Genomic DNA, 23,016 nt, shown 5'->3' on the forward strand with positions numbered 1-23,016 from the left:
GGTCAACGGTGGTTTGCGCGCTGCCGGAACCGCGCCGCCCGACTGTCGTTGCAGAGACCAAGCCCTCGCTGGACGGAGAGATTGAATGGACCTGCTGACCCCGCTCGAGACCTATTGCAGGCTGCTATTGCGGGCGCGCGAATTGGAAGCCCAGGTGCCGGCCGCCGTGCCGGACGAGGACGCCGACAATGTCGACGATTTCGACGACGAGGGCGGCGAAGCGCTCTCCGCGCTGGAGGACGAGCTCAACACCGGCGTCGAGGAGGAAATCCGCGCCGCGCTGGACGACCTTGCCGACGACCAGCTCGCCGAGGCGCTGGCCTTGGCCTGGGTCGGCCGCGGCACCTATGACGCGAGCGAATGGGACGAGGCCTTTGCCGAGGCGAACGACACCGATCCCGAATCGACGGTCGATGAGCTTCTCGACATGCCCCTGCTCGCCTCGCACCTCGAAGCCGGGCTCGCCGCCTTCGACTATAGCTGCGAGGGCATCGGCCAGATCGACTGATATCCTGGCCTAGCCGCGGAAGACGTGGGTCCGGATCGGTTCCCACGGGCCGCCGGCGTAGCGCCAGGCGGCGAGGCCGCGGATCGCGAGCGGGCGTGGCTCGAACGTCGCGCGTAGGCGCTGCTGGAGCGCCCGCGCCTCCTTCGGCTCGACCTTGTTCTGGATGGTGACGTGCGGGCGCCACGGCGCCTGGTCCTGCGGAGTCAGCAGGCCGCGCAGCGCCTCGGCAAGGTCGGTGCGTATGTCCTCCAGCTCCTCGCTGTCGACGCGCAACGCCGTCCCCTGCCCCAGGTCCATCACGCCGGCGAAGATCGCCCGGGGCGCAGGCGTCGCGGCATAGACGGCGAGACGCTGGTTGAGTTCACGCTCGAGGCTGGGTGGCAGATGGCGGAACAGAGTGAGGTGCGCCGGCACCTGGTTGCGCTCGGGCGGGTAATACGCGCGCCGCAGCTCCTGCAGCCAGCCATTGTCGCCGTCGCCGAACGTGGCCGTGACGACGATCGGCGCCGTCACTAGATCTCGACCTGGCTGCCGAGCTCGACCACGCGGTTGGTCGGCAGCTTGAAGAATTCCATCGCGCTTTCGGCGTTGCGCAGCATCCAGGCGAACAGTTTCTCGCGCCACACCCACATGCCAGGCCGCGACGAGGGCAAAAGGGTCTGACGGGCGAGGAAGAAGCTGGTGTCCATCATCTTGAACAGGCCGCCGCAATTGTCGAGGCGCTGCAGCGCCACGGGGACGTTGACCTCCTGCATGAAGCCGTAGCGGACGATCAGACGGTAGAAGCCGTTGCCGAGATCGGTCAGCACATGATCGCCCTCGTCGACGAACGGCACGTCCTCGATGCGCACGGTCAGCAGCACGACGCGCTCGTGCAGCACCTTGTTGTGCTTGAGATTGTGCAGCAGCGCATGCGGCACGCCTTCGAGCGAGGTGGTCATGAAGACGGCGGTGCCCGGAACGCGGGTGGCGCTGGTCGCGGCGGACTTGATGAAGATGGCGATCGGCATCGCCGCCTCGTTCATCCGTTCGATCATCAGCTTGCGGCCGCGCGCCCAGGTGGTGAGGAGGGTGAAGGCGACAAAGCCCACCAGCAATGGGAACCAGCCGCCGTCGGGCACCTTGGTAAGGTTGGCGCCGAAATAAGCGAGGTCGACGATTGCGAAGACGGCGAGCACCAGGCCGGCGGCGATCTTGTTCCAGTTCCACAATTGGAACAGGACGACGGCGATCAGCACCGTGTCGATCAGCATCGCGCCGGTGACGGCGATGCCATAGGCGGCGGCGAGGTTCGACGAGGAGCGGAAGCTCAGCACGAGCAGGATCACCATCACCATCAGAGCCCAGTTGATCACCGGGATGTAGATCTGGCCGGCTGCGGCGGCGCTCGTGTGGGTGATGCGCAGGCGCGGCATGAAGCCGAGCTGGATCGCCTGCTGAGTGACCGAGAAGGCGCCGGAAATCACTGCCTGGCTGGCGATCACCGTCGCCATGGTGGCGAGGATGACGAGCGGGAGGCGGACCATTTCGGGGGCGAGGAAGAAGAACGGGTTCTTCACCACCTCGACCGCTTCCGCCGGAGTCAGCGACAGGATCATCGCACCCTGGCCGAGATAGTTCAGCATCAGGGCCGGCAGCACGAACGTCATCCAGCCGATCCGGATCGGGTTGCGCCCGAAATGGCCCATATCGGCATAGAGCGCCTCGGCGCCGGTCACGGCGAGCACGACCGAACCCATCGCCAGGAAGGCGAGCCATTTGTCGGTGAGGAAGAACTGGACCGCATACCAAGGGTTGAGCGCGGCGAAGATGCCCGGCGCCTGCAGGATATGCATCGTGCCGAGCACGGCCAGGGCCAGGAAATAAACGAGCATGATCGGGCCGAACAGGGCGCCGACCTTGGCCGTGCCGCGCGCCTGGATCGCGAAAAGTCCGATCAGGATGCCGACCGCGATCGGGATGACGAACGGCTCGAAGGCCGGTTCGACGACGGTGAGACCCTCGACCGCGGAAAGGACGGAGATGGCCGGAGTGATCATGCTGTCGCCGTAGAACAAGGCAGTCGCGAACACGCCGAGCAGGACGATGCCCTTGTTCCAGCGCCGCGGGCCGCCGCCCTTGCGGTTGATCAAAGCGAGCAGAGCAAGGCTGCCGCCCTCGCCCTTATTGTCGGCGCGCATGATGATCGTGACATATTTCAGCGTCACCACCAGCATCATCGACCAGAAGATCAGGCTGAGCACGCCATAGATGTGGAGCGCGTCGGGCGTCAGCGGATGGTGGCCGGCGAAGGTCTCGCGGAAGGCGTAGATCGGGCTGGTGCCGATGTCGCCGAAGACGACGCCGACCGCGCCGAGCGTAAGCTTGGCGAGACTGCCCGGATGATGGGCATGGCCAGCCGGACGTTCGTCCGGCAATTGCGAGGCGGCGGCGGTATCGGTCATTGCTCAGGAAGGCGCGAGACCTTGAAATCCTTCACTCCAAACGCCTGGACCCGCCAGGAAGTCGAGGCGCTTAGCACGGGGGCGTTCCGTTCCGCAACGGCGACAAACCGCCCGCCGCCCGTTATAGCCGCGCCACTCGTCCCTGCGATGGAGAGTTAAATGCGCGTCGGCGTGCCAAAAGAAATCAAGAACAACGAGTTTCGCGTCGGGCTCACGCCGTCCTCGGTGGCGGAACTGGTCGCGGCCGGGCACGAGGTCGTGGTCGAGACCCTGGCAGGCGTCGGCATCGATTTCGACGACGAGGCGTACCGGAAGGTCGGTGCACGCATCGCCCCCGACGCGGCTTCGGTGTTCCGCGATTCCGACATGATCGTGAAGGTGAAGGAGCCGCAGCCGCAGGAGATCGCGTTGCTCGAGCCGCGCCACCTGCTCTTCACCTATCTCCATCTCGCCCCCGACCCCGACCAGGCGCACGGCCTGATGCAATCGGGCGCGACCTGCATCGCCTATGAGACGGTGACCGCCGACGATCGGTCGCTACCGCTGCTCAAGCCGATGTCCGAGGTCGCAGGCCGCATGTCGATCCAGGTGGGCGCCCATTATCTCGAAAAGGAGCAAGGCGGGCGCGGCGTCCTGCTCGGCGGCGTCCCGGGCGTCGCCCCGGCGAAGGTCACGATCCTCGGCGGCGGCGTCTCCGGCGTCAACGCGGCGCAGATGGCGGTCGGCATGCGCGCCGACGTTACCATCTACGACATCTCCAACACGCGCTTGGCCGAGCTCGACATGTTTTTCGGAAGCCAGATCAAGACGGCCTATGCCTCGAAGGCGGCGATCGCGAGCGCGGTGGCGAAGTCCGAACTGGTGATCGGTGCGGTGCTGGTGCCGGGCGCGGCCGCACCCAAGCTCGTCACGCGCGACATGCTGAAGACGATGAAGCGCGGCAGCGTGCTGGTCGACATCTCGATCGACCAGGGCGGCTGCTTCGAGACGTCGCGGCCGACGACGCACGGCGACCCGGTGTTCGAGATCGACGGCGTGATCCATTATTGCGTCGCCAACATGCCCGGCGCGGTCGCCCGCACTTCGGCGATCGCGCTCAACAACGCGACCCTGCCGTTCGTGCTGAAGCTCGCCAATGCCGGCGCCGAGGCCGCGATGGCGGCCGATCCGCACCTCGCCAACGGCCTCAACGTGTCGGGCGGCAAGATCCGCCACCATGCCGTGGCCGAGGCGCTCAACCTGGAATTCGTGCCGCTCTAGGCGGCAAGCACCCCGATCCCGTCATTGCGAGGAGCGTAGCGACGCGGCAATCCAGTCGCGCGCCGGACTGGATTGCTTCGCTGCGCTCGCAATGACGAACCGTCTAGCGCCCCGCTCCCATCGCCCGCGCCTGCGCGATCATCGCGAGCCGCTCCTCGACCATCGGCCGCCAGGCGGCGTCGGCGGGGGCGCCTTCCAGCAGGCTGCGCCAGATCCCCTCGGCCTCGTCGATCTTGCCGCCCTGCGCCAGCGCAAGGCCATAGAAGAATTTGGGCCCGGGATGCTCGGGCGCGATTTTCGCGGCGCGCTGGAAGGCGAGCTCGGCCGCCGGGGTCATCAGCCCGTCGGCATGGATGACGAGCGCATTGCCGAGCCCAACCCACAGGTCCGGATCGTTCGGATGCTGCCGGAGGCCGGCGCGGATCACGCCGGCGGCGTTGCGCGTGTCGCCCGAGCGGTGGAAGCTGTCGGCGATGGTCAGCCAGCGCGCGGCACTGTCGAACTGGCCGAGCATGTCGCCGCGCGCACCGGCGAAGGCACTGTCGGGCAGGTTCTGACGTTCGGGCGGCGGCAGCGGCTTGCCGGGCAGGCCGGGCTGCCCCTGCCAGACATAGCCGGCCATGGCGAGCAGCAGGCCCGCGCCGAGGAACTGGAGCGCCGCCTTGTCGAAGCGGGCGAAGCGCCAGAGGGCGACGAAGGACGCGAGCGCGAGCAGGATGAAGATCAGCCAGCCCATCAGCTCTTCTTCCTGCGGAAGCGGCCGCGGGCGAGGAACAGGCCGATCAGCACCAGAACGACCGGCGCGGCCCAGAGCGGCCAGGTCAGCGGCTCGAGCGGCGGATCGTAGCTGACCCAGGCGCCGTAGCGGTCGACCAGCCAGGCGCGGATGTCCTCGGGCTTCTCGCCGGCCTCGATCCGGCGCCGGACCAAAGCGCGCATGTCGCCGGCCATGTCGGCGTCGCTGTCGGCGATCGACTGGCCTTGGCAGACGAGGCAGCGCAGCGTGACCATCAGCCCCTGCGCCGCAGCCTCCTGCTTCGGATCCTTGAGCTGGGTGTCCGCATATTCGGCTGGCGGCAGCAGCGAATCGGCCGACGCCGGCGCGGCCAGCGCCAATGCCACGACGGCGATCGCGCGGCTCAGGTCCCGCATCATCGCGCCGCCTCATAGGCTTGGACGATCTCGGCCATATGCTCGGGCCGGATCTCGCCGATATGCTGGTAGCGGATGATGCCGGCGCCATCGACCACGAAGGTCTCGGGCACGCCCGATGAGCCGAACGCCATCTGCACGCGACTGTCCTTGTCCGAGCCGATGCGCTGGTAGGGATCGCCCCATTTGGCGAGGAAGGCGGCGATGTCCTCGGGCCGGTCGCGGATAGCGATCGCGTCGATCGGCAGGTCGAGTTCCTTCAGCGCCAGCAATTGCGGCGCCTCGGTGATGCAGGGCAGGCACCAGCTCGCGAAGACGTTGACGATGCGCGGCTGGCCGGCGGCGAGGTCGCGGCTCTCCAGCCCCGGGCGCCCCGGCACCGCTGCCGGCAGCACGAATTGCGGCACCGGCTTGCCGATCATGCGCGAGCGGATCGTGCGGTCGGTGGGCGCGTAGAGGCTGACCGCGACCGTCACCGCGAAGACAAAGAACAAAGCGAGCGGGACCCACAGGACCAGGCGGCGCTTCATGCGTAGGCCTCCTCGAGCTTGACCCGTCGTTCGCGGCGGACGCGGCCGACCAGGGAGAGCAGCCCGCCCAGCGCGATCAAGATGCCGCCGAACCAGATCAAAGTTACGAACGGCTTCCACCACAAGCGGAGCTGCCAGCGGCCCTGCTCGTCGGGCTTGCCGAGCACGGTATAGAGCTGGCCGTCGAGTACGGTCGTGATGTCCGCCTCGCTCGTCTCGGTCGGGGGCGAGCTGAACATGCGCGCCTGGGGATGGAGCGTGAACGGCTTGCCGTCGCCGCGGCGCGCGGTCAGCGTCGCCTCGATCGCGGTCCAGTTGGGCCCGGCGATCGGATCGACCTTGTCGAAGCGGATCCGGTAGGGCCCGACCTCGGCGGTCTGTCCGGGCGCGACCGCAACCAGGGTCTCCTTGGTGAAGGCGCTTTCCGAGGCCATGCCGACGAGGCTGACGGCGATGCCGAGATGGGCGATCACCATGCCCCAGGTGAAGAGCGGCGTCCGGCGCAGGTTGCGCTTCCACAAAGGCGCAACGCTGGCCGCGCCGACGCCGAAAGCGAGGACGAGGCCGGCCAGCGGCAGGATGCCGACGCCGGGCGCGAGCAGGACCAGCGCGAACAGCATCACTGCGGAGAGCAGCACCGGCACCGCGATCCGGGCGAGGACGTCACGCGCCTTGTCGCGGCGCCAGCGGATCAGCGGCCCCGCCGCCATGATCGCGACCATGGCCAAGGCGAGCGGCCCGGCGGCGCTGTTGAAGTAAGGCGGGCCGACCGACAGTTTCTCACCGGTCACCGCCTCGACGCCGAGCGGGTAGAGCGTGCCGACCAGGACGATGCCGAGGATCGCCGAAAGCAGAAGGTTGTTGGCGACCAGGGCGCCTTCGCGGCTGACCGGCTCGAAGGTCGCGCCTTCGCGCACCGTGCCGACCCGCAAGGCGAACAGCGCGAGCGCGCCGCCGATATAGAGGGTGAGCAGGATGAGGATGAAGAAGCCGCGCTCGGGATCGACGGCGAAGGCATGGACGCTGGTGAGGATGCCCGAGCGGACCAGGAAGGTGCCGACCATCGACATCGAGAACGCGACGACGGCGAGCATCACCGTCCAGGCACGCAGGGAATCGCGAGTCGCGAGCACGGTCACCGAGTGCAGCAAGGCGGTGGCGGCGAGCCAGGGCATGAGCGACGCATTCTCGACCGGATCCCAGAACCACCAGCCGCCCCAGCCGAGCTCGTAATAGGCCCAGTAGGAGCCGGCGGTGATGCCGAGCGTCAGGAAGATCCAGGCGGCGAGCACCCACGGCCGCATCGCGCGGGCGAAGGCCGCGCCGACGTCGCGGGTGACGAGCGCGCCGACCGCGAACGAGAAGGCGATCGAGATGCCGACATAGCCGAAATAGAGGGTCGGCGGATGGAAGGCGAGGCCCGGATCCTGCAGCAGGGGATTGAGCCCCTGCCCCTGCGCCGGCGCCGGATTGAGCCGCTCGAACGGGTTCGAGGCGAACAGGAGGAAGGCGTAGAAGCCGAGCGCGATCGCCGCCTGCGCGGCCAGGGTCGCGATCAGGGTGCGCTGCTCAAGCTTGCGCTCGAACAAAGCGACGGCGCCGCCGGCGACGGCGAGCACCGTCACCCAGAGCAGCATCGAGCCCTCGTGATTTCCCCACGCGCCGGCGAATTTGTAGAGCCACGGCTTGGCCGAATGGCTGTTGGCCGCGACCAGGGCGACCGACAGATCGGTGCGCAGGAAGAGCAGGACCAGGCAGGCGAAGGAGATGGCGACCAGCACCGCCTGCGCCGCCGCCACCGGGCGCACCGTGCCGAGCAGGCTCTCGCCGCCCTGGCGCAGCGCAAAGGCGCCGAATGCGAGCTGCATCAGCGACAATGAAGCCGCCAGCCAGAGGGCCGCCAGCCCGGCTTCCGCGATCATTGCAGCGTCTCGCTCTTATGCTTGTCGCCGGCCAGCTGCGGCGGCATGTAATTCTCGTCGTGCTTGGCGAGGATCTCGGTGGCCACGAACGTGCCGTCCGGCTGGAAGCGCCCCTCGGCGACGACCCCGCTATTCTCCTTGAAAAGGTCCGGGGCGATGCCGGTGAAGCGCACCGGGATCACCGCCTTGGTCTCGTCGTGGACGAGGAAGTCGATCGTCACGCCGTCGGCGGCGCGCTTGATCGAGCCGTCCGACACCATGCCGCCGATCCGCACCGCCCGGTCGAGCGGCAGGCCCTTTCGCGCCACGTCTGCCGGCGCGTAGAAATAGGCCGCCTCGTCCTTCAGCGCCGACATGCCGAGCAAGACGGCGGCGAGCACCGCGCCGATCGCGAGGATCAGCAGAGTGAGGCGCTGATTCTTGGCCTTCACCTGTCGCGCCTCAAGGCATCGGCGTCGCGCTCGGCGCGCTTCATGGCGGCATAGCTCCAGGCGGTGACGCCGAGCGTGCCGAGGACGGTGAGCGCATAGGAGCCGATGATGAAGGGCCAGTGGTTCATGCCGCCATCCTCCGCAGCCTTGCCTCGATCTTCTGCCGGGCGAGGATGGTGCGCATCCGCATCAGCACGATCGCGCCGAACAGGCAGGAGAAGCCGACCGCCGCGACCAGCACCGGCCACAGCATCGAGGCGTCGATGGTGGACGTGCCGCGCACGAAGCTGATGCTCTGACCCTGGTGGAGCGTGTTCCACCACAGCACCGAATAATGGATGATCGGGATGTTGATCGCCCCCAGCAGGCCGAAGATCGCGGTGATCCGCCCTTCCCCGCCGCGCTCGCGGTCGGCGTCGTCGAGCGCGATATAGGCGACGTAGAGGAACAGCAGGACGAGCATAGACGTCATGCGCCCGTCCCATTCCCAATAGGTGCCCCAGGTCGGCCGGCCCCAGAGCGAGCCGGTGACGAGGCAGATGGCGGTAAAGAGCGCGCCCGGCACCGCGATGGCGCGCGCGGCGACCGTCGCCAGCGGGTGGCGCCAGACGATCTGCAGCAGGCTGGCAATGGCGATCCCGGTCCAGCCGCCCATGCCGAGCCAGGCCGCGGGCACATGGACGTACATGATGCGGACGCTGTCGCCCTGCAGATAGTCGGCGGGCACGACGAATAGGCCTGCGCCCAGCGCGAGCAGGATCAGCCCGCATCCGACCCACCCCAGCCAGGCTGTGAGGGGACGTGCGAGCTTCAGAAATCGGGCTGGATTCGCGAACTTGTGCATTTCTTGCCGGGGTCCATGTAGCGAAGCTTCTCCGCTCCCGAAAGGGATGCGTCCCCGGTCTTGCCCTTTTTAGGCGGCGGCACCAGAAGCGCCGGACCCATGGCCGATCCCGCCTCCCCCTCTCCCCCGCAGCAAAACCGGCTCCTCGGCATCCTGCTGCGCCTCGGCGCGACGACCTGCTTCGGCTTCATGGCGGCGATGATCAAGCTCGGTTACGAACACGGCGTCAGCACGGTCGAACTGGTCTTCTACCGATTCGCGTTCGGCCTGCCGCCGCTGCTGCTGTGGATCGCCTGGACCCGCAACTTCACCGCATGGCGGACGCAGAGGCCGCTCGCCCATATCACCCGCACGGCGATCGGCCTCACGACGATGATGCTGGGTTTTTCGGCGCTCGCCTTCCTGCCGCTCGCGGAAGCGACCACGATCGGCTTCGTCGCGCCCTTGTTCGCGGTGCTGCTGTCGGCGCTGGTGCTGCGCGAGGAGGTCGGACGCCACCGCTGGAGTGCGGTCGCGGTCGGCTTCGGCGGCGTGCTGATCGTGATGCAGCCGCAGGGCACCGATCTGCCCCTGGCCGGGCTCGCGCTCGCCTTGCTGTCCGCCTTCGGCGTCGCGGCCGTCACGATCACGATCCGCCAGATCGGCCGGACCGAGGGGACGCAGACCACCGTGCTGTGGTTCACCGTCCTGTCGATGCTCGCGGTCGGGATGGCCATGCCCTTCTTCGCCGGTTTTCACGACAGCCGCACCTGGCTGATCCTGTTCGGGCTCGGCACGTTCGGCGGCGTCGCCCAATTGCTGATGACGGCGGCCCTGCGCTGCGCCCCCGTCTCGGTGGTGGCGCCGTTCGACTATGCGCAATTGCTCTGGGCGGTGCTGCTCGGCTGGCTGATCTGGAACACGCAGCCCGCCGCCTCGACCTGGCTGGGGGCCGCGGTGATCATCGCGAGCGGCCTGTATACGCTCTACCGCGAGCATCGCCTGGGCCGGGAAAAGCCACGTCCGGAGCCGCTTTGAGCCCGCCTGCCGCGCTCCATTGATGCGTTGACGGCGGTCCCCATATAGATGTCAAAGGGCCGTTCGGCCCTGTGTGGAGTTACAATGACCGAATCCTATCCCGTTCTCCCCCTGCGTGACATTGTCGTCTTCCCACAGATGATCGTTCCGCTGTTCGTGGGACGCGACAAATCCGTGGCGGCGCTCGAAAGCGCGATGGCGGCCGACAAGAGCATCTTCCTGGTCTCGCAGCTCGATCCGGCCGAGGACGACCCCGATCGCGACGCGCTCTACGACCTCGGCGTCGTCGCCACCGTGCTGCAGCTCCTGAAGCTTCCCGACGGCACGGTGCGCGTGCTCGTCGAAGGCCAGCGCCGTGCGACCCTGGCCGCGTTGCGCGACGAAGGCACGTTCCTCGCCGCCGAGATCGAGCCGATCGAGATCGACGACCCGGAAGGCGCCGACGTTTCGGCGCTGATGCGCTCGGTGGTCGACCAGTTCGAGAATTACGCCAAGCTCAACAAGAAGCTGCCGGCTGAAACCGCCGTCCAGCTCGGTCAGATCGAGGAGCCGTCGCGGCTCGCCGACGCGGTCGCGGCCAACATCACGATCAAGGTCTCGGACAAGCAGGCGCTGCTCGCCGAGCTGAACCCCATTCGCCGCCTCGAAATGACGTTCGCCTTCATGGAAGGCGAGCTTGGCGTGCTCCAGGTCGAGAAGAAGATCCGCTCGCGCGTGAAGCGCCAGATGGAGAAGACCCAGCGCGAATATTACTTGAACGAGCAGTTGAAGGCGATCCAGCGCGAGCTCGGCAACGAGGGCGAGGAAGGCGAAGGCGACGAGCTTGCCGAACTCGGCCGCAAGATCGCCAAGCTCAAGCTCTCCAAGGAGGCGCGCGGCAAGGCGACGCAGGAGCTCAAGAAGCTCAAGGCGATGGCGCCGATGTCGGCCGAGGCGACCGTCAGCCGCAACTATCTCGACGTGCTGCTCGGCCTGCCCTGGGGCAAGAAGTCGAAGCTCAAGCACGACATCGCCGAGGCGCAGCGCATCCTCGACGAGGACCATTATGGCCTCGAGAAGGTCAAGGACCGGATCGTCGAATATCTCGCCGTGCAGGCCCGCACCAACAAGCTGAAGGGGCCGATCCTGTGCCTCGTCGGCCCGCCGGGCGTCGGCAAGACCTCGCTCGGCCGCTCGATCGCCAAGGCGACCGGGCGCGAGTTCGTGCGCCAGTCCTTGGGCGGCGTGCGCGACGAGGCGGAGATTCGTGGCCACCGCCGCACCTATATCGGCAGCTTGCCGGGCAAGATCGTGTCGAACCTCAAGAAGGCCGGCACCTCGAACCCGCTGTTCCTGCTCGATGAGATCGACAAGCTCGGCCAGGATTTCCGCGGCGACCCCGCCTCCGCCCTGCTCGAAGTGCTCGATCCGGAGCAGAATTCGAAGTTCCAGGACCATTATCTCGAGATCGACTACGACCTCTCGGACATCATGTTCGTGACTACGGCGAACTCGCTGAACCTGCCGCAGCCCTTGCTCGACCGCATGGAGATCATCCGGCTCGAGGGCTACACCGAGGACGAGAAGGTCGAGATCGCGACCCGCCACCTCATCGAGAAGCAGATCGAATCACACGGCCTGAAAGAGGGCGAGTTGGTCTTCACCGAGCCCGGCCTCCGCGCGCTGATCCAGGGCTATACGCGCGAGGCCGGCGTGCGCACGCTCGAGCGCGAGATCGCCAAGGTCGCGCGCAAGGCGCTGCGCCAGATCCTCGAGGGCAAGACCGACAAGGTCGAGCTCACGCCGGACAATGTCGCCGACTTTGCCGGCGTGCGGAAATTCCGCCACGGCATCGGCGAGGAGGAGGACCAGATCGGCGCCGTCACCGGCCTCGCCTGGACCGAAGTCGGTGGCGAACTGCTGACGATCGAGGCGGTGACCGTGCCCGGCAAGGGCCAGATCAAGACCACCGGCAAATTGGGCGACGTCATGCAGGAGTCGATCCAGGCGGCCTTCTCGTTCGTGAAGGCGCGCGCGCCGAGCTACGGCGTCCGCCCGAGCCTGTTCGGCCGCAAGGACATCCACGTCCACCTCCCCGAGGGTGCCGTGCCCAAGGACGGTCCATCGGCCGGCATCGGCATGGTCACCGCGATAATCTCGACGCTGACGGGGATCCCGGTCCGTCGCGATATCGCCATGACCGGCGAAGTCACCCTGCGCGGCCGCGTGCTGCCGATCGGGGGCCTCAAGGAGAAATTGCTCGCGGCGCTGCGCGGCGGCATCGCCACCGTGCTGATCCCGGCCGAGAACGAAAAGGACCTCGCGGAAATCCCCGCCAACATCACGGCGGGCCTCGAGATCGTCCCGGTCAAGCATGTCGACGAGGTGCTCGCCCGCGCGCTCACCACCCCGGTGGTGCCGATCGAATGGACCGAGTCCGACGAGCTGGCGGCGGTAGCGCCGAGCGAGCTCGCGGTAACGGCCGACGAGGGCGCCGGAGCGACCAGCCGCCACTGACGTCCCGGTCTGGAACCGCTATATCCAATATGGAGGCGCGATTTTCCCCGGAAAATCGCGCTTTCCTTTTGACTCGTGTCCCTAACCTGTTTGAAGATGCCCGACGGCATTTGCCGCGATTCATAGTAACAGGGGTTCAGAGAGGATGAACAAACAGGAGCTTATCGGCGCAGTCGCCGAGACGACCGGTCTGAACCGGGGGGATGCGACCAAAGCGGTCGAGGGTGTGTTCGAAGTGATCGGCAACGCCCTCAAGAAGGGCGACGAAGTCCGGCTCGTGGGCTTCGGCACCTTCTCCTGCTCGAAGCGCAAGGCATCCACCGGCCGCAACCCGCGCACCGGCGAACCGATGCAGATCAAGGAATCCACCCAGCCCAAGTTCAAGGCGGGCAAGGGCCTCAAGGATTCTGTGAACGCCTGATTCGAAGGGGGGCCGGATGCGCGGGGGCGCTCCGGTCCTTTTTTCATCCGGCATATGCTGGACAGCCAGCGGGCACCCCATTATGGGGACGCCCGGAAGGCGGCATCGCCGCCTCTTTCCCGACCGACCGGCCCTTTCAGCCCGGTGGAAGCGTGGGCGCGTAGCTCAGTGGTAGAGCACACCCTTCACACGGGTGGGGTCGCAGGTTCAATCCCTGCCGCGCCCACCACGCTTCTCCCGTCGGTGCGCCCTTGAGCGGCATTCCCTTTGCGATCGAAGATGGCGGCGTGCGCCTCGCCGTGCGGCTGACCCCGCGCGCCCGGCGCGATGCGATCGGCGGTGTGGGCGAAGACGGCGAAGGGCGTCCGGTCCTCGCCCTCCGTCTCGCCGCTCCTCCGGTCGACGGCGCCGCCAACAAGGCGCTAATCGCCTTCCTGGCCAAGGCGCTGGCCATTCCGAAATCGTCCATCACCATCCGGTCGGGCGAGACCGCGCGGCAGAAGATGCTGTTCCTGGTCGGCGACGGCGAGGCGATCGCGCGGAAGCTGGCCGCACTCGTAACGGCTGGCTGACCCAGCCACCGTCATTGCGAGCCAAGCGAAGCAATCCAGCGACGCGGGCAGGGCGGTGACTGCTTCGTCGCTGCGCTCCTCGCAATGACGAGGTGCGTCAGCCGGCAGCAGCTTCGAGCGGGGCCGGCGCCGCCGCGCGGCCGAAAAGCTCGGCAACGATCTCGTAGGAGCGCAGCCGCGCCTTGTGGTCGTAGATTTGCGAAGTGATCATCACCTCGTCGGCGCCGGTGCGCTCGACGAACGCCTCGATCGCCGCCTTCACGCTGGGTGGCGAACCGATCGCCGAGACCGACAATGTCTGTTCCAGCATTGCCCGGGCGGCATGCGGCAACGAGTCGACATAGCCTTCCATGGGGGGCTTCAATTGGGTCGGCGCGCCGGTGCGGAGCTGGACGAAGGCCTGCTGCATCGAACTGGCCAGATATTCGCCCTCCTCGTCGGTCTCGGCCGCGAAGGCGTTGAAGCCGAGCATCACATAAGGCTTGTCGAGATATTCGGACGGCGTGAAACGCTCGCGATAGACCTGGATCGCCTCCATCATCATCTGCGGCGCGAAATGCGAGGCGAACGAATAAGGCAGGCCGAGCATCGCCGCGAGCTGCGCGCCGAACAGGCTCGAGCCAAGGATCCAGACCGGGATGTTGCTGCCCTCGCCCGGGATGGCGCGGACCTTCTGCCCCGGTGCGGGCGCGCCGAGATAATGGAGGAGTTCGACGACGTCGCGCGGGAACTGGTTGGGATCGGTGTCGAGGTTGCGGCGCAGCGCCTGGGCGGCGGCCATGTCGGTGCCGGGCGCCCTGCCGAGGCCGAGATCGATGCGGCCGGGATAAAGCGATTCCAGCGTGCCGAACTGCTCGGCGACCTGCAGCGGCGAATGGTTGGGCAGCATGATCCCGCCGGCGCCGACGCGGATCGTCGTCGTGCCTTCGGCGACATAGCCGAGCGCGACAGCGGTCGCGGCGCTGGCGATGCCCGGCATCGAATGGTGCTCGGCCATCCAGAAGCGGTTGTAGCCCCAGCGCTCGGTATGTTGGGCGAGGTCGCGGGCGTTGCGGAAAGCGAGGGCGGCGTCGCCCCCTTCGATGATCGGCGCAAGGTCGAGGACGGAGAAAGGTACCATGTGCCCGATATGGGGAACGGATCGCGCGAAGCTAGGCGTGGAGCCTTTTGTGCCGAAGGGAGTGGCCGGCACGCGTAACTGTCCTTGACGCTGGCCACGGCGCGCCCTTATGAGCGCCCCCGCAGACATTGCACCATGTGGCGATCGTAGCTCAGCTGGTTAGAGCGCTGGTTTGTGGTACCAGAGGTCGCGGGTTCAAACCCCGTCGATCGCCCCACTTGTTTGAAATTTCTCAGGAAAACCAGCCATGCAGTCGCCTTGGGAATATCCCGACTTCGATGACCATGAGGTCGTGCATTTCGTAACCGATGCCAAATCGGGGCTGAAGGCGGTGATTGCGGTCCATTCCACCCATCTCGGCGCGGGCGCGGGCGGCGTCCGCTTCTGGCATTATGCCGAGAGCGCCGACGCGGTCCGCGACGCGCTCCGCCTGTCGCGCGGCATGAGCTTCAAGAACGCCATGGCCGGCCTGCCGCTGGGCGGCGGCAAGGGCGTGATCCTGGCCGACGCCAACCGCACCAAGACTCCCGAAATGCTGGCCGCCTACGGCCGCGCCGTCGAGCAGCTGGGCGGCGCCTACGTGACGGCCGAGGATGTCGGCGTGAACGTCGACGATCTCGTCGCAGTCTCCAAGCATACCAAATATGTCTCGGGCCTGCCCGCCGCCGAGGGCGCGGTCGGCGGCGACCCGGGCCCGCACACGGCCTATGGCGTCTATCTCGGCGTCAAGGCGGCGGTGCAGCGCAAGCTCGGCAAGGACAGTCTTTCCGGCCTTCACCTCGCCATCCAGGGCGCCGGTTCGGTCGCGAGCGGCCTCGCCCGCCTCGCCGCCAAGGACGGCGCGCGCATCAGCCTCGCCGACATCGACCAGGGCCGCGCCCGGAAGCTGGCCGACGAAGTCGGCGGCACCGTGGTCGATCCCGAGGACATTTTGTCGCTCGAGGCCGACGTGCTCAGCCCGTGCGCGCTCGGCGCGATCCTGGCCGCCGAGACCATCGACGCACTGCGCGTGGCAGTCGTCGCCGGCGCGGCCAACAACCAGCTCGCCACTCCGGCCGAGGGCGATCGCATCCACCAGCGCGGCATCCTCTACGCGCCCGATTACGTGATCAACGCCGGCGGCATCATCAACGTCGCCTCGGAATATCTCGGCGACGCCGACGAGGCCGGCGTCCGCGCCAAGATCGAGCAGATTCCGGGCCGCCTCAACCAGATCTGGGACGAGAGCGACGCCACCGGGCGCAACCCGGCCGCCGTCGCCGACACCATGGCCAACCGCCTGATCGGCCGCGGCTGATCTACCACTGAAATCAAAAGAGGCTCGCCGGACTCACAGCCGGCGGGCCTTTTTTTTGTGTCGGCGACATGTTACTGACTGAACGGTCATTAAGTGAGTCGCCTCGATGGGCTCTCCGCCGAAACGCCGCCGACTGAAGGAACAGCGCCCCGCCGATATCATCGCGGCCGCGCTGGAGGTCTTTGCCGCGAAAGGCTTCGCCGGCGCGCGGATGGAGGAGATTGCGGCGCGGGCCGGGCTGTCGAAGGGCACCATCTACCTCTATTTTTCCACCAAGGAGGACCTGTTCCGCGCGGTCGTCCAGGCGGCCGTCGTCCCCAATATCGAGGCGATCCAGGCGACGGCGCTCGCCAGCGACCGGACGTTCGCGGAGCTGGTCCGCACCCTCCTCCCCCGCTTCGCCGAACTGATCACCGCGATCCCGCTCGGCGCCGTGCTCAAGATGGTGATCGGGGAATCGCGCAACTTCCCCGAACTCGCCCGGGTCTGGCATGACGACGTCGTCCAGCGCGGAGTCGGCCTGCTCAGCGCGATCATCGCGCAGGCGCAGGCGCGCGGCGAGGTGCGGCCGGGCGATCCGCGCATCCACGCTTTCTCGTTGATCGGGCCGATGCTGCTCGGCGTGATCTGGCGCGAAACCTTCACGCCGGTCGGCGCCGCCGAGGTCGACCTGCCGGCGGTCGCGCGCCAGCATGCCGAAACCGTGCTCGAAGGACTGATGGAGAAAGCGCCGTGAAGCCGCAGCGCGTCGTCATCCTGGTCCTCGCCATCCTGGCCGTGATCCTGCTCGGCTGGCGCCTGACGGCGGCGCGCTTCCAGCCCGCTCCCACCTTGTCGGGCTATATCGAGGGCGAGACGCTGTATCTCGCCGCGCCGGTCGCCGGCACGGTCGCCGAGCTCGACGTGCGTCGCGGCCAGCGCGTCGCTGCCGGCACGCGCCTGTTCGTGATCGAGCCCGACCAGCGCGCCGCCCAGACCGGCCGCGCCGAAGCCGAGCTCGCCGCCGCAGAGGCCCAGGCCGAGGACGCGCGCAAAGGCCAGCGTCCGGTCGAGCTCGCCATCCTCGAGGCCGACCAGGCCGCAGCCGAAGCGCAGGCGCGCGAGGCCCGTGCGGTCCTGAACCGCACCGCGCCGCTGGTCGCGAAAGGCATTTACGCCAAAGCCCGGCTCGACGACGCCCGCAGCGCCTATGAGAGCGCGGCGGCCCGGGTGGCGGCGGCGCAACGCCGCGTCGAAGCAGCGACGCTCGGCGCGCGCAGCGACCAGATCCGCGCCGCCGAGGCACGGGTTTCTCAGGCGCGGGCATCGGCCGCGGAGACCGGCGCGCGCGTCGCCGACATGGCGCCGTCGGCGCCGGCTGCGGGCCGGATCGAGGATACATTCTTCCAGCGCGGCGAATGGGCCGCCGCCAACAAGCCGGTCGTGGCCTTGATCCCCGACGATCACGTCTTCGTCCGCTTCTTCGTGCCCGAGCGGGACGTCTCCGCCTACCGGATCGGCCGCACGATCCGCTTCGGTTGCGACGGCTGCCCCGAGCGGAGCGCGACCATCTCCTATGTCAGCCCGCGGCCCGAATTCACGCCGCCGGTCATCTACAGCCGCGATTCGCGCGATCGCCTCGTCTTCCTGGTGGAAGCGCGCCCGGCGGACGGCGCATCGCTCGTTCCCGGTCTGCCGGTCGACGTGACGCCCTTGCCATGAGCGCGGTCGCCATCGACGTCGAAGGGCTCAGCAAGTCGTTCGGCGGCCGGCGCGTCGTCAAGGACCTGTCGATCGAGGTTCAAGAGGGGCGGATCACCGGCTTCCTCGGCCCCAACGGCTCGGGCAAGACCACCACCCTGCGCATGCTCTGCGGTCTGCTCACTCCCGACAGCGGCCGCGGCACCGCTTTGGGCCTCGACATCGTCGCCGACGCCGCCGAGGTGAAGCGCCAGACTGGCTACATGACGCAGCGTTTCTCGCTCTACGAGGATCTGACGGTCGAGGAGAATCTCCAGTTCGCCGCGCGCATCCACAGCCTCGACCGCCGTAGGGAGCGGGTCGCCGCCGCGCTCGACGATCTCGGCCTCGCCGAACGCCGCCGCCAGCTCGCCGGCACGCTCTCGGGCGGCTGGAAGCAGCGCCTCGCGCTGGCCGCGGCGACGCTGCACGAACCGCGCCTGCTGCTGCTCGACGAGCCCACGGCCGGCGTCGACCCGCAGGCGCGCCGCCATTTCTGGGACGAGATCCACGCCCTCGCCGCGCGCGGCCTTACCGTGATGGTCTCGACCCATTATATGGACGAGGCCGAGCGCTGCCACGACATCGCCTATATCGCCTACGGCACTTTGATGGCGCGCGGCACTGCAGACGAGGTGATCGCCGATGCCGGCCTGGTCACCTGGCGCGGCGAAGGGCCCGGCGTCGACCGTCTCTCGGCCGAGTTGCTGCAGCGCCCCGGCGTCGAAATGGCGGCGCCGTTCGGTCTCGCTTTGCACGTCAGCGGCACCGACGGAGCGGCGCTCGAAGCCGCCCTCGCCCCCTATCGCCGCCCACCCCTCCGCTGGGAGCGGGTCGAGCCGACGCTGGAGGACGTGTTCATCCACCTGATGGGCCGCGCCGAGGACAATTTCCAATGAGCGGTGGCCGCAACCATAGGGCTTTCTCGCCCACGCGGATGCTGGCGGTGCTCGCCAAGGAGTTCATCCAGCTCACCCGCGACCGGCTGACCTATGCGATGCTGCTCGGCGTGCCGGTCGTCCAGCTGCTGCTGTTCGGCTATGCGATCAATACCGATCCCAAGCAGCTGCCGACGGCGGTGCTGGTCCAGGAGAATTCGGTCTTCGCCCGCTCCGCGCTCTCGGCGATCCGCAATTCGGGCTATTTCGACATCGTCGCCCAGGTCCGCACGCCCGCCGAGCTCGACACTCTCGTGCGCCAGGGCGAGGTCCAATTCGCAGTCACCATCCCCGGCGACTTCAGTCGGCGCGTGGTGCGCGGCGACAAGGCGCAATTGCTGGTCGAGGCCGACGCCTCCGACCCGGCCGCGACCGGCGGAGCGGTTGCCGCTCTGGCCGCCCTCCCGGCCGAGGCATTGCGCCACGACCTGATCGGTAGCCTTGCGCCCGACGCCGCCGCGCCGCCGTTCGAGGTGGTCGTCCACCGCCGCTACAATCCGGAGAACATCACCGCCCACAACATCGTGCCGGGGCTTCTCGGCGTGATCCTGTCGATGACCCTGGTGATGATGACCGCGCTCGGCGTCACCCGCGAGCAGGAGCGCGGCACGATGGAAAGCCTGCTGGCGACCCCGGTGCAGCCGCTGGAGGTGATGGTCGGCAAGCTCGCGCCCTATGTGGTCGTCGGGCTCATCCAGACCGTGGTCGTGCTGACCCTCGCCCGCTTGCTGTTCGACGTGCCGATGCGCGGCGGGTGGCTCGGCCTCGGCGTCGGGGTGATGCTGTTCATCGTCGGCTCGCTGTCGCTCGGCTTCCTGATCTCGACCGTGGCCCGCACCCAGCTGCAGGCGATGCAGCTCTCCTTCTTCTACATGCTGCCCTCGATCCTGCTGTCGGGCTTCATGTTCCCGTTCCGCGGCATGCCCGAATGGACGCAGGCGCTGGGCACGATCATCCCGGTTACGCACTTCCTGCGGGTGGTGCGCGGCGCCCTGCTCAAGGGGCAAAGCTTCGCCGACATGGGTCCGAGCCTGCTCGCCCTCGCCATTTTCGTCTGCGCCGTGGCCGCGCTCGCTTTAGCCCGCTACCGCACCACGCTGGATTAGGGCCTGGCTTCGAGCACCATGTTGAACGGCGTCTCGGCGGCGCGGCGGACGCGGGTGAAGCCGGCTTCCTTCAGCACGGCGGTGAGCCGCGCCTCGCCGGCCTGCGCGCCGAGCCCGAGCCCGACTTCCTGCGCCAGCGAGCCCGGCGTGCAGATCATCGTCGAGGCCGAATAGAACATCCGCCCGACCGGGTTGAGATTCTCGGCCAGAGTGTCGCCGGCATTGGGCTCGACCAGCATGAATGTGCCGTCGGGGGCGAGCATCTCGCGCGCGTGGCGGGCCGCGCCGACCGGGTCGCCCATGTCGTGCAGGCAATCGAAGCAGGCGACGAGGTCGAAACCCTCGCCCTGCGCTTCCTTGGCGGACGCGACCTCAAAGCGGAGGTTGCGCGGATCGCCGGCCTCCTTCGCCGCCTCGCGGGCCCGTTCGATCGACGCCTCGTGATAGTCCAGCCCCACGAACTCGCTGGCGGGGAAGGCCTGCGCCATGATCACGGTGGAGGCGCCGCAGCCGCAGCCGATGTCGGCGACGCGGGCGCCGCGCTCCAGTTTCGCGACCACCCCGTCGAGCGCCGGCAGCCAGGCGTCGACCAGGTTGGCGCGGTAGCCGGGCCGGAAGAAGCGCTCGGTGCCGCGGAACAGGCATTCGTGATGCTCGTGCCAGCCGACGCCGCGCCCGGTCTGGAAGGCGGCGGCGATCTTGGGTTCGTCGATATAGGTGGATGCGATCAGCTCGAACGCGCTGGCGACGTAGACCGGCGAATCCTCGTCGGCGAGCGCCATGGCCTGCTCGGGGTTCATCGAGAAACGGTCGCCGTCGGAATCATATTCGACGAAGTCGGCAGCGGCCTGCGCGGCCAGCCATTCGCGGACGTAGCGCTCGTAGAGACCGGTGCGTTCGGCCAGTTCCGCCGAGGTGCAGGGGCCGTTCTTGGAAAGGGCGCGGTAGAGGCCGAGACGCGCGCCCAGCATCACAAGCGGGCCGCTCATCGCCGCGCTCATGTCGCCCACCATCTTGCCCATGAATGCTTCCAACTTGGCCGGATCGGCCATCGTGGTGCCCGTCATCGCCCGTCTCCCGTGTGGAAGCCGCGCACAATAGCATGAAGGCCGGCGCTTCGCAGCACCGGCCTCCAGCATTTCCGGACGAAGCGAGGCGGGCTTAGGCCGCGCTCTCGCCCTTCTTCTCGGCATAGACGCGGACCGGCTCCTTGCGGCCCTCGACCACGTCCTTGTCGATCATCACCTCGTCGACGCCGTCCATCGAGGGCAGGTCGAACATCGTGTCGAGCAGGATATTCTCGAGGATCGAACGGAGGCCGCGCGCACCGGTCTTGCGCTCGATCGCCTTCTTGGCGACCGCGACCAAAGCCTCGTCGGTGAAGGACAGCTTCACCTCCTCCATGTCGAACAGCTTGGCATATTGCTTGACCAGCGCGTTCTTCGGCTCCTTGAGGATCTTGACCAGGGCCTCGGTGTCGAGGTCCTCGAGCGTCGCGATCACCGGCAGGCGGCCGACGAATTCGGGGATCAGGCCGAACTTCAGCAAATCCTCGGGCTCGCCCTGGCGCAGCACCTCGCCGGTGCGACGCTCCTCGGGAGCGGCGACATAGGCGCCGAACCCGATCGACTTGCCCTGCAGGCGGTCGGCGATGATCTTCTCGAGGCCGGCAAAGGCGCCGCCGCAGATGAACAGGATGTTGGTCGTGTCCACCTGCAGGAATTCCTGCTGCGGATGCTTGCGGCCGCCCTGCGGCGGGACGCTGGCCGTCGTGCCTTCCATCAGCTTCAGCAGCGCCTGCTGGACGCCCTCGCCGGAAACGTCGCGGGTGATCGAGGGGTTGTCCGACTTGCGGCTGATCTTGTCGATCTCGTCGATATAGACGATGCCGCGCTGCGCCCGCTCGACGTTATAGTCGGAGGCCTGGAGCAGCTTCAGGATGATGTTCTCGACGTCCTCGCCGACATAGCCGGCTTCGGTCAGGGTGGTGGCGTCGGCCATCGTGAACGGCACGTCGAGGATGCGGGCGAGCGTCTGCGCGAGCAGGGTCTTGCCGCAGCCGGTCGGGCCGACGAGCAGGATGTTCGACTTGGCGAGCTCGACGTCGGCGCCCTTCGCGCCGTGGTTGAGGCGCTTGTAGTGGTTGTGCACCGCCACCGAGAGCACGCGCTTGGCGTGGCTCTGCCCGATCACATAATCGTCCAGGACGTTGCAGATCTCGAGCGGCGTGGGGACGCCGTCACGAGTCTTCACCAGCGCGGACTTGGTCTCCTCGCGGATGATGTCGTTGCACAGTTCGACGCATTCATCGCAGATGAACACGGTCGGTCCGGCGATGAGCTTGCGCACCTCATGCTGCGATTTTCCGCAGAAGGAGCAGTAGAGGGTGCTCTTGGAGTCGCCGCCGCTCAATTTTGTCATTCTTCGTCCTTCGGGCCCCGGGCCCGCTGTTATCCGCTCCGTTAAGAGCCATCCTGACCGCGTTTATGCACGATCACAATGGCCTAAACGTTAAGCCGCGTTTTTGGCCGCATCCTCTTCCGAGGCGGCGGGCCGCTTGTCGAACACCTCGTCGACCAGACCGAATTCCTTCGCCTCGGAGGCGGAGAGGAATTTGTCGCGCTCGACGGCGTTCTCGATCGTCTCGATCGTCTGGCCGGTATATTGGGCCATCAATTCGTTCATCCGGTGGCGGATGCGCAGGATTTCCTTGGCCTGGATCTCGATGTCCGTGGCCTGGCCCTGGGCGCCGCCCGACGGCTGGTGGATCATGATCCGGGCGTTGGTCAGCGCCACGCGCATGCCCGGCTCGCCGGCGCCGAGCAGGAACGCGCCCATCGACGCGGCCTGGCCGATGCAGACCGTGCCGACGCGCGGCCGGATATATTGCATCGTGTCGTGGATCGCCATGCCCGCCGTGACGACCCCGCCCGGCGAGTTGATGTACATGAAGATGTCCTTCTTCGGATTCTCCGATTCGAGGTACAGCAGCTGCGCCGTGATGAGCGTCGCCATGTGATCCTCGACGCCGCCCGTCACGAACACGATCCGTTCGCGCAGCAGCCGCGAATAGATGTCAAAGCTGCGCTCGCCGCGGTTCGACTGTTCGATAACGATGGGTACGAGGCCGCTGACGATATCTTGATGGTCCATGTGGGGGAGAATCCTGTGGGCTTGTGGTCTGGCGCCAACATCGGAGCTTCCGCGCGGCGGTTCAAGCCCTGCCGCGCATCCCCGCC

General features: G+C 67.6%; 24 protein-coding genes and 2 tRNA genes. 13 read left to right on the forward strand and 13 right to left on the reverse strand.

The genetic code is table 11. The features are described 5' to 3' along the window. Positions 1–85: 85 nt before the first annotated feature. Positions 86–508: a DUF3775 domain-containing protein gene (locus tag SH591_RS02265; protein WP_322830603.1), complete on the forward strand. Its 423-nt coding sequence runs from the start codon at positions 86–88 to the stop codon at positions 506–508. 9 nt (positions 509–517) lie between these two features. Here the strand turns inward: SH591_RS02265 and SH591_RS02270 are convergent, their stop codons facing one another. Beyond that, positions 518–1,021: a 2'-5' RNA ligase family protein gene (locus SH591_RS02270; RefSeq protein ID WP_324750342.1), complete on the reverse strand. Its 504-nt coding sequence runs from the start codon at positions 1,019–1,021 to the stop codon at positions 518–520. Continuing rightward, the gene (locus SH591_RS02275; RefSeq protein WP_324750343.1) at positions 1,021–2,952 is read right to left on the reverse strand and encodes a potassium transporter Kup; all 1,932 of its coding nucleotides are present in this window, start codon (positions 2,950–2,952) and stop codon (positions 1,021–1,023) included. Before SH591_RS02275 ends, SH591_RS02270 begins: the two co-directional genes overlap by 1 nt. 159 nt (positions 2,953–3,111) lie before the next feature. Here SH591_RS02275 and ald point away from each other — a divergent pair, with 159 nt between their 5' ends. Further along, a complete protein-coding gene (gene ald / locus SH591_RS02280) occupies positions 3,112–4,212 on the forward strand; it encodes an alanine dehydrogenase (protein WP_324750344.1) in 1,101 nt (366 codons plus the stop codon). A gap of 103 nt (positions 4,213–4,315) precedes the next feature. Here ald and SH591_RS02285 read toward each other — a convergent pair whose 3' ends face one another. Genes SH591_RS02285 through ccmC form a run of 7 tightly spaced genes read right to left on the reverse strand, consistent with a single transcriptional unit; the run spans position 4,316 to position 9,091 of the window. Next, complete coding sequence (locus tag SH591_RS02285; RefSeq protein ID WP_324750345.1) at positions 4,316–4,948, reverse strand: tetratricopeptide repeat protein; 633 nt, start codon at positions 4,946–4,948, stop codon at positions 4,316–4,318. Next, positions 4,948–5,367: a cytochrome c-type biogenesis protein gene (locus SH591_RS02290; RefSeq protein WP_324750346.1), complete on the reverse strand. Its 420-nt coding sequence runs from the start codon at positions 5,365–5,367 to the stop codon at positions 4,948–4,950. The genes SH591_RS02285 and SH591_RS02290 overlap by 1 nt, the downstream gene beginning before the upstream one ends. Beyond that, complete coding sequence (locus SH591_RS02295) at positions 5,364–5,894, reverse strand: DsbE family thiol:disulfide interchange protein (RefSeq protein ID WP_324750347.1); 531 nt, start codon at positions 5,892–5,894, stop codon at positions 5,364–5,366. Before SH591_RS02295 ends, SH591_RS02290 begins: the two co-directional genes overlap by 4 nt. Then, entirely contained in the window at positions 5,891–7,816 is a 1,926-nt protein-coding gene (locus SH591_RS02300) for a heme lyase CcmF/NrfE family subunit (protein ID WP_324750348.1), read from the reverse strand. Before SH591_RS02300 ends, SH591_RS02295 begins: the two co-directional genes overlap by 4 nt. Further along, complete coding sequence (gene ccmE / locus SH591_RS02305; protein WP_322830611.1) at positions 7,813–8,247, reverse strand: cytochrome c maturation protein CcmE; 435 nt, start codon at positions 8,245–8,247, stop codon at positions 7,813–7,815. Before ccmE ends, SH591_RS02300 begins: the two co-directional genes overlap by 4 nt. Next, the gene (gene ccmD / locus SH591_RS02310) at positions 8,244–8,375 is read right to left on the reverse strand and encodes a heme exporter protein CcmD (RefSeq protein ID WP_324750349.1); all 132 of its coding nucleotides are present in this window, start codon (positions 8,373–8,375) and stop codon (positions 8,244–8,246) included. Before ccmD ends, ccmE begins: the two co-directional genes overlap by 4 nt. Then, positions 8,372–9,091: a heme ABC transporter permease CcmC gene (gene ccmC / locus SH591_RS02315; protein WP_324750350.1), complete on the reverse strand. Its 720-nt coding sequence runs from the start codon at positions 9,089–9,091 to the stop codon at positions 8,372–8,374. Before ccmC ends, ccmD begins: the two co-directional genes overlap by 4 nt. Before the next feature lie 99 nt (positions 9,092–9,190). Here ccmC and SH591_RS02320 point away from each other — a divergent pair, with 99 nt between their 5' ends. The 5 genes from SH591_RS02320 to SH591_RS02340 all read left to right on the forward strand — a co-directional run bounded on the left by SH591_RS02320 (position 9,191) and on the right by SH591_RS02340 (position 13,597). Further along, positions 9,191–10,108 (forward strand): DMT family transporter, encoded by a 918-nt coding sequence (locus tag SH591_RS02320; protein ID WP_322830614.1) that lies wholly within the window; start codon positions 9,191–9,193, stop codon positions 10,106–10,108. An 84-nt stretch (positions 10,109–10,192) separates the two neighbouring features. Then, positions 10,193–12,604: an endopeptidase La gene (lon, locus tag SH591_RS02325; protein WP_324750351.1), complete on the forward strand. Its 2,412-nt coding sequence runs from the start codon at positions 10,193–10,195 to the stop codon at positions 12,602–12,604. A gap of 145 nt (positions 12,605–12,749) precedes the next feature. Beyond that, positions 12,750–13,025 carry an HU family DNA-binding protein gene (locus SH591_RS02330; protein ID WP_322830616.1) on the forward strand — a complete coding sequence of 92 codons (276 nt, stop codon included), beginning with the start codon at positions 12,750–12,752 and terminating at the stop codon, positions 13,023–13,025. Between the two features lie 154 nt (positions 13,026–13,179). Further along, positions 13,180–13,254, forward strand: a tRNA-Val gene (locus SH591_RS02335). Between the two features lie 22 nt (positions 13,255–13,276). Further along, positions 13,277–13,597 carry a DUF167 domain-containing protein gene (locus SH591_RS02340; protein WP_324750352.1) on the forward strand — a complete coding sequence of 107 codons (321 nt, stop codon included), beginning with the start codon at positions 13,277–13,279 and terminating at the stop codon, positions 13,595–13,597. Positions 13,598–13,694: 97 nt separating this feature from the next. Here the strand turns inward: SH591_RS02340 and SH591_RS02345 are convergent, their stop codons facing one another. Next, positions 13,695–14,717, reverse strand: coding sequence for an LLM class flavin-dependent oxidoreductase (locus SH591_RS02345; RefSeq protein WP_324750353.1), 1,023 nt, complete (start codon positions 14,715–14,717; stop codon positions 13,695–13,697). Positions 14,718–14,857: 140 nt separating this feature from the next. Between SH591_RS02345 and SH591_RS02350 the strand changes: the two genes are divergently transcribed. From SH591_RS02350 to SH591_RS02375, 6 genes are all read left to right on the forward strand, one after another. Beyond that, a tRNA-His gene (locus SH591_RS02350) sits at positions 14,858–14,934 on the forward strand. Positions 14,935–14,964: 30 nt separating this feature from the next. Continuing rightward, on the forward strand, positions 14,965–16,014 hold the full coding sequence (locus SH591_RS02355; protein ID WP_324750354.1) for a Leu/Phe/Val dehydrogenase: 1,050 nt from the start codon (positions 14,965–14,967) through the stop codon (positions 16,012–16,014). Between the two features lie 106 nt (positions 16,015–16,120). Beyond that, a complete protein-coding gene (locus SH591_RS02360) occupies positions 16,121–16,750 on the forward strand; it encodes a TetR/AcrR family transcriptional regulator (protein WP_324750355.1) in 630 nt (209 codons plus the stop codon). Further along, a complete protein-coding gene (locus SH591_RS02365) occupies positions 16,747–17,715 on the forward strand; it encodes an HlyD family secretion protein (RefSeq protein WP_324750356.1) in 969 nt (322 codons plus the stop codon). The genes SH591_RS02360 and SH591_RS02365 overlap by 4 nt, the downstream gene beginning before the upstream one ends. Beyond that, the gene (locus SH591_RS02370; protein WP_324750357.1) at positions 17,712–18,632 is read left to right on the forward strand and encodes an ABC transporter ATP-binding protein; all 921 of its coding nucleotides are present in this window, start codon (positions 17,712–17,714) and stop codon (positions 18,630–18,632) included. Before SH591_RS02365 ends, SH591_RS02370 begins: the two co-directional genes overlap by 4 nt. Further along, positions 18,629–19,777, forward strand: a complete 1,149-nt coding sequence (locus SH591_RS02375) for an ABC transporter permease (protein WP_324750358.1) — start codon at positions 18,629–18,631, stop codon at positions 19,775–19,777. Before SH591_RS02370 ends, SH591_RS02375 begins: the two co-directional genes overlap by 4 nt. Here SH591_RS02375 and SH591_RS02380 read toward each other — a convergent pair. The 3 genes from SH591_RS02380 to clpP all read right to left on the reverse strand — a co-directional run bounded on the left by SH591_RS02380 (position 19,774) and on the right by clpP (position 22,930). Continuing rightward, positions 19,774–20,844, reverse strand: coding sequence for a class I SAM-dependent methyltransferase (locus SH591_RS02380; RefSeq protein ID WP_324750359.1), 1,071 nt, complete (start codon positions 20,842–20,844; stop codon positions 19,774–19,776). The two genes, SH591_RS02375 and SH591_RS02380, sit on opposite strands and share 4 nt — an antisense overlap. Before the next feature lie 94 nt (positions 20,845–20,938). After that, positions 20,939–22,198 (reverse strand): ATP-dependent Clp protease ATP-binding subunit ClpX, encoded by a 1,260-nt coding sequence (gene clpX / locus SH591_RS02385; RefSeq protein WP_322830625.1) that lies wholly within the window; start codon positions 22,196–22,198, stop codon positions 20,939–20,941. A 90-nt stretch (positions 22,199–22,288) separates the two neighbouring features. Continuing rightward, positions 22,289–22,930 (reverse strand): ATP-dependent Clp endopeptidase proteolytic subunit ClpP, encoded by a 642-nt coding sequence (clpP, locus tag SH591_RS02390; protein ID WP_322830626.1) that lies wholly within the window; start codon positions 22,928–22,930, stop codon positions 22,289–22,291. Positions 22,931–23,016: the final 86 nt, after the last annotated feature.

The sequence above is a fragment of the Sphingomonas sp. LY54 genome (assembly GCF_035594035.1).
GTDB lineage: Bacteria > Pseudomonadota > Alphaproteobacteria > Sphingomonadales > Sphingomonadaceae > Allosphingosinicella.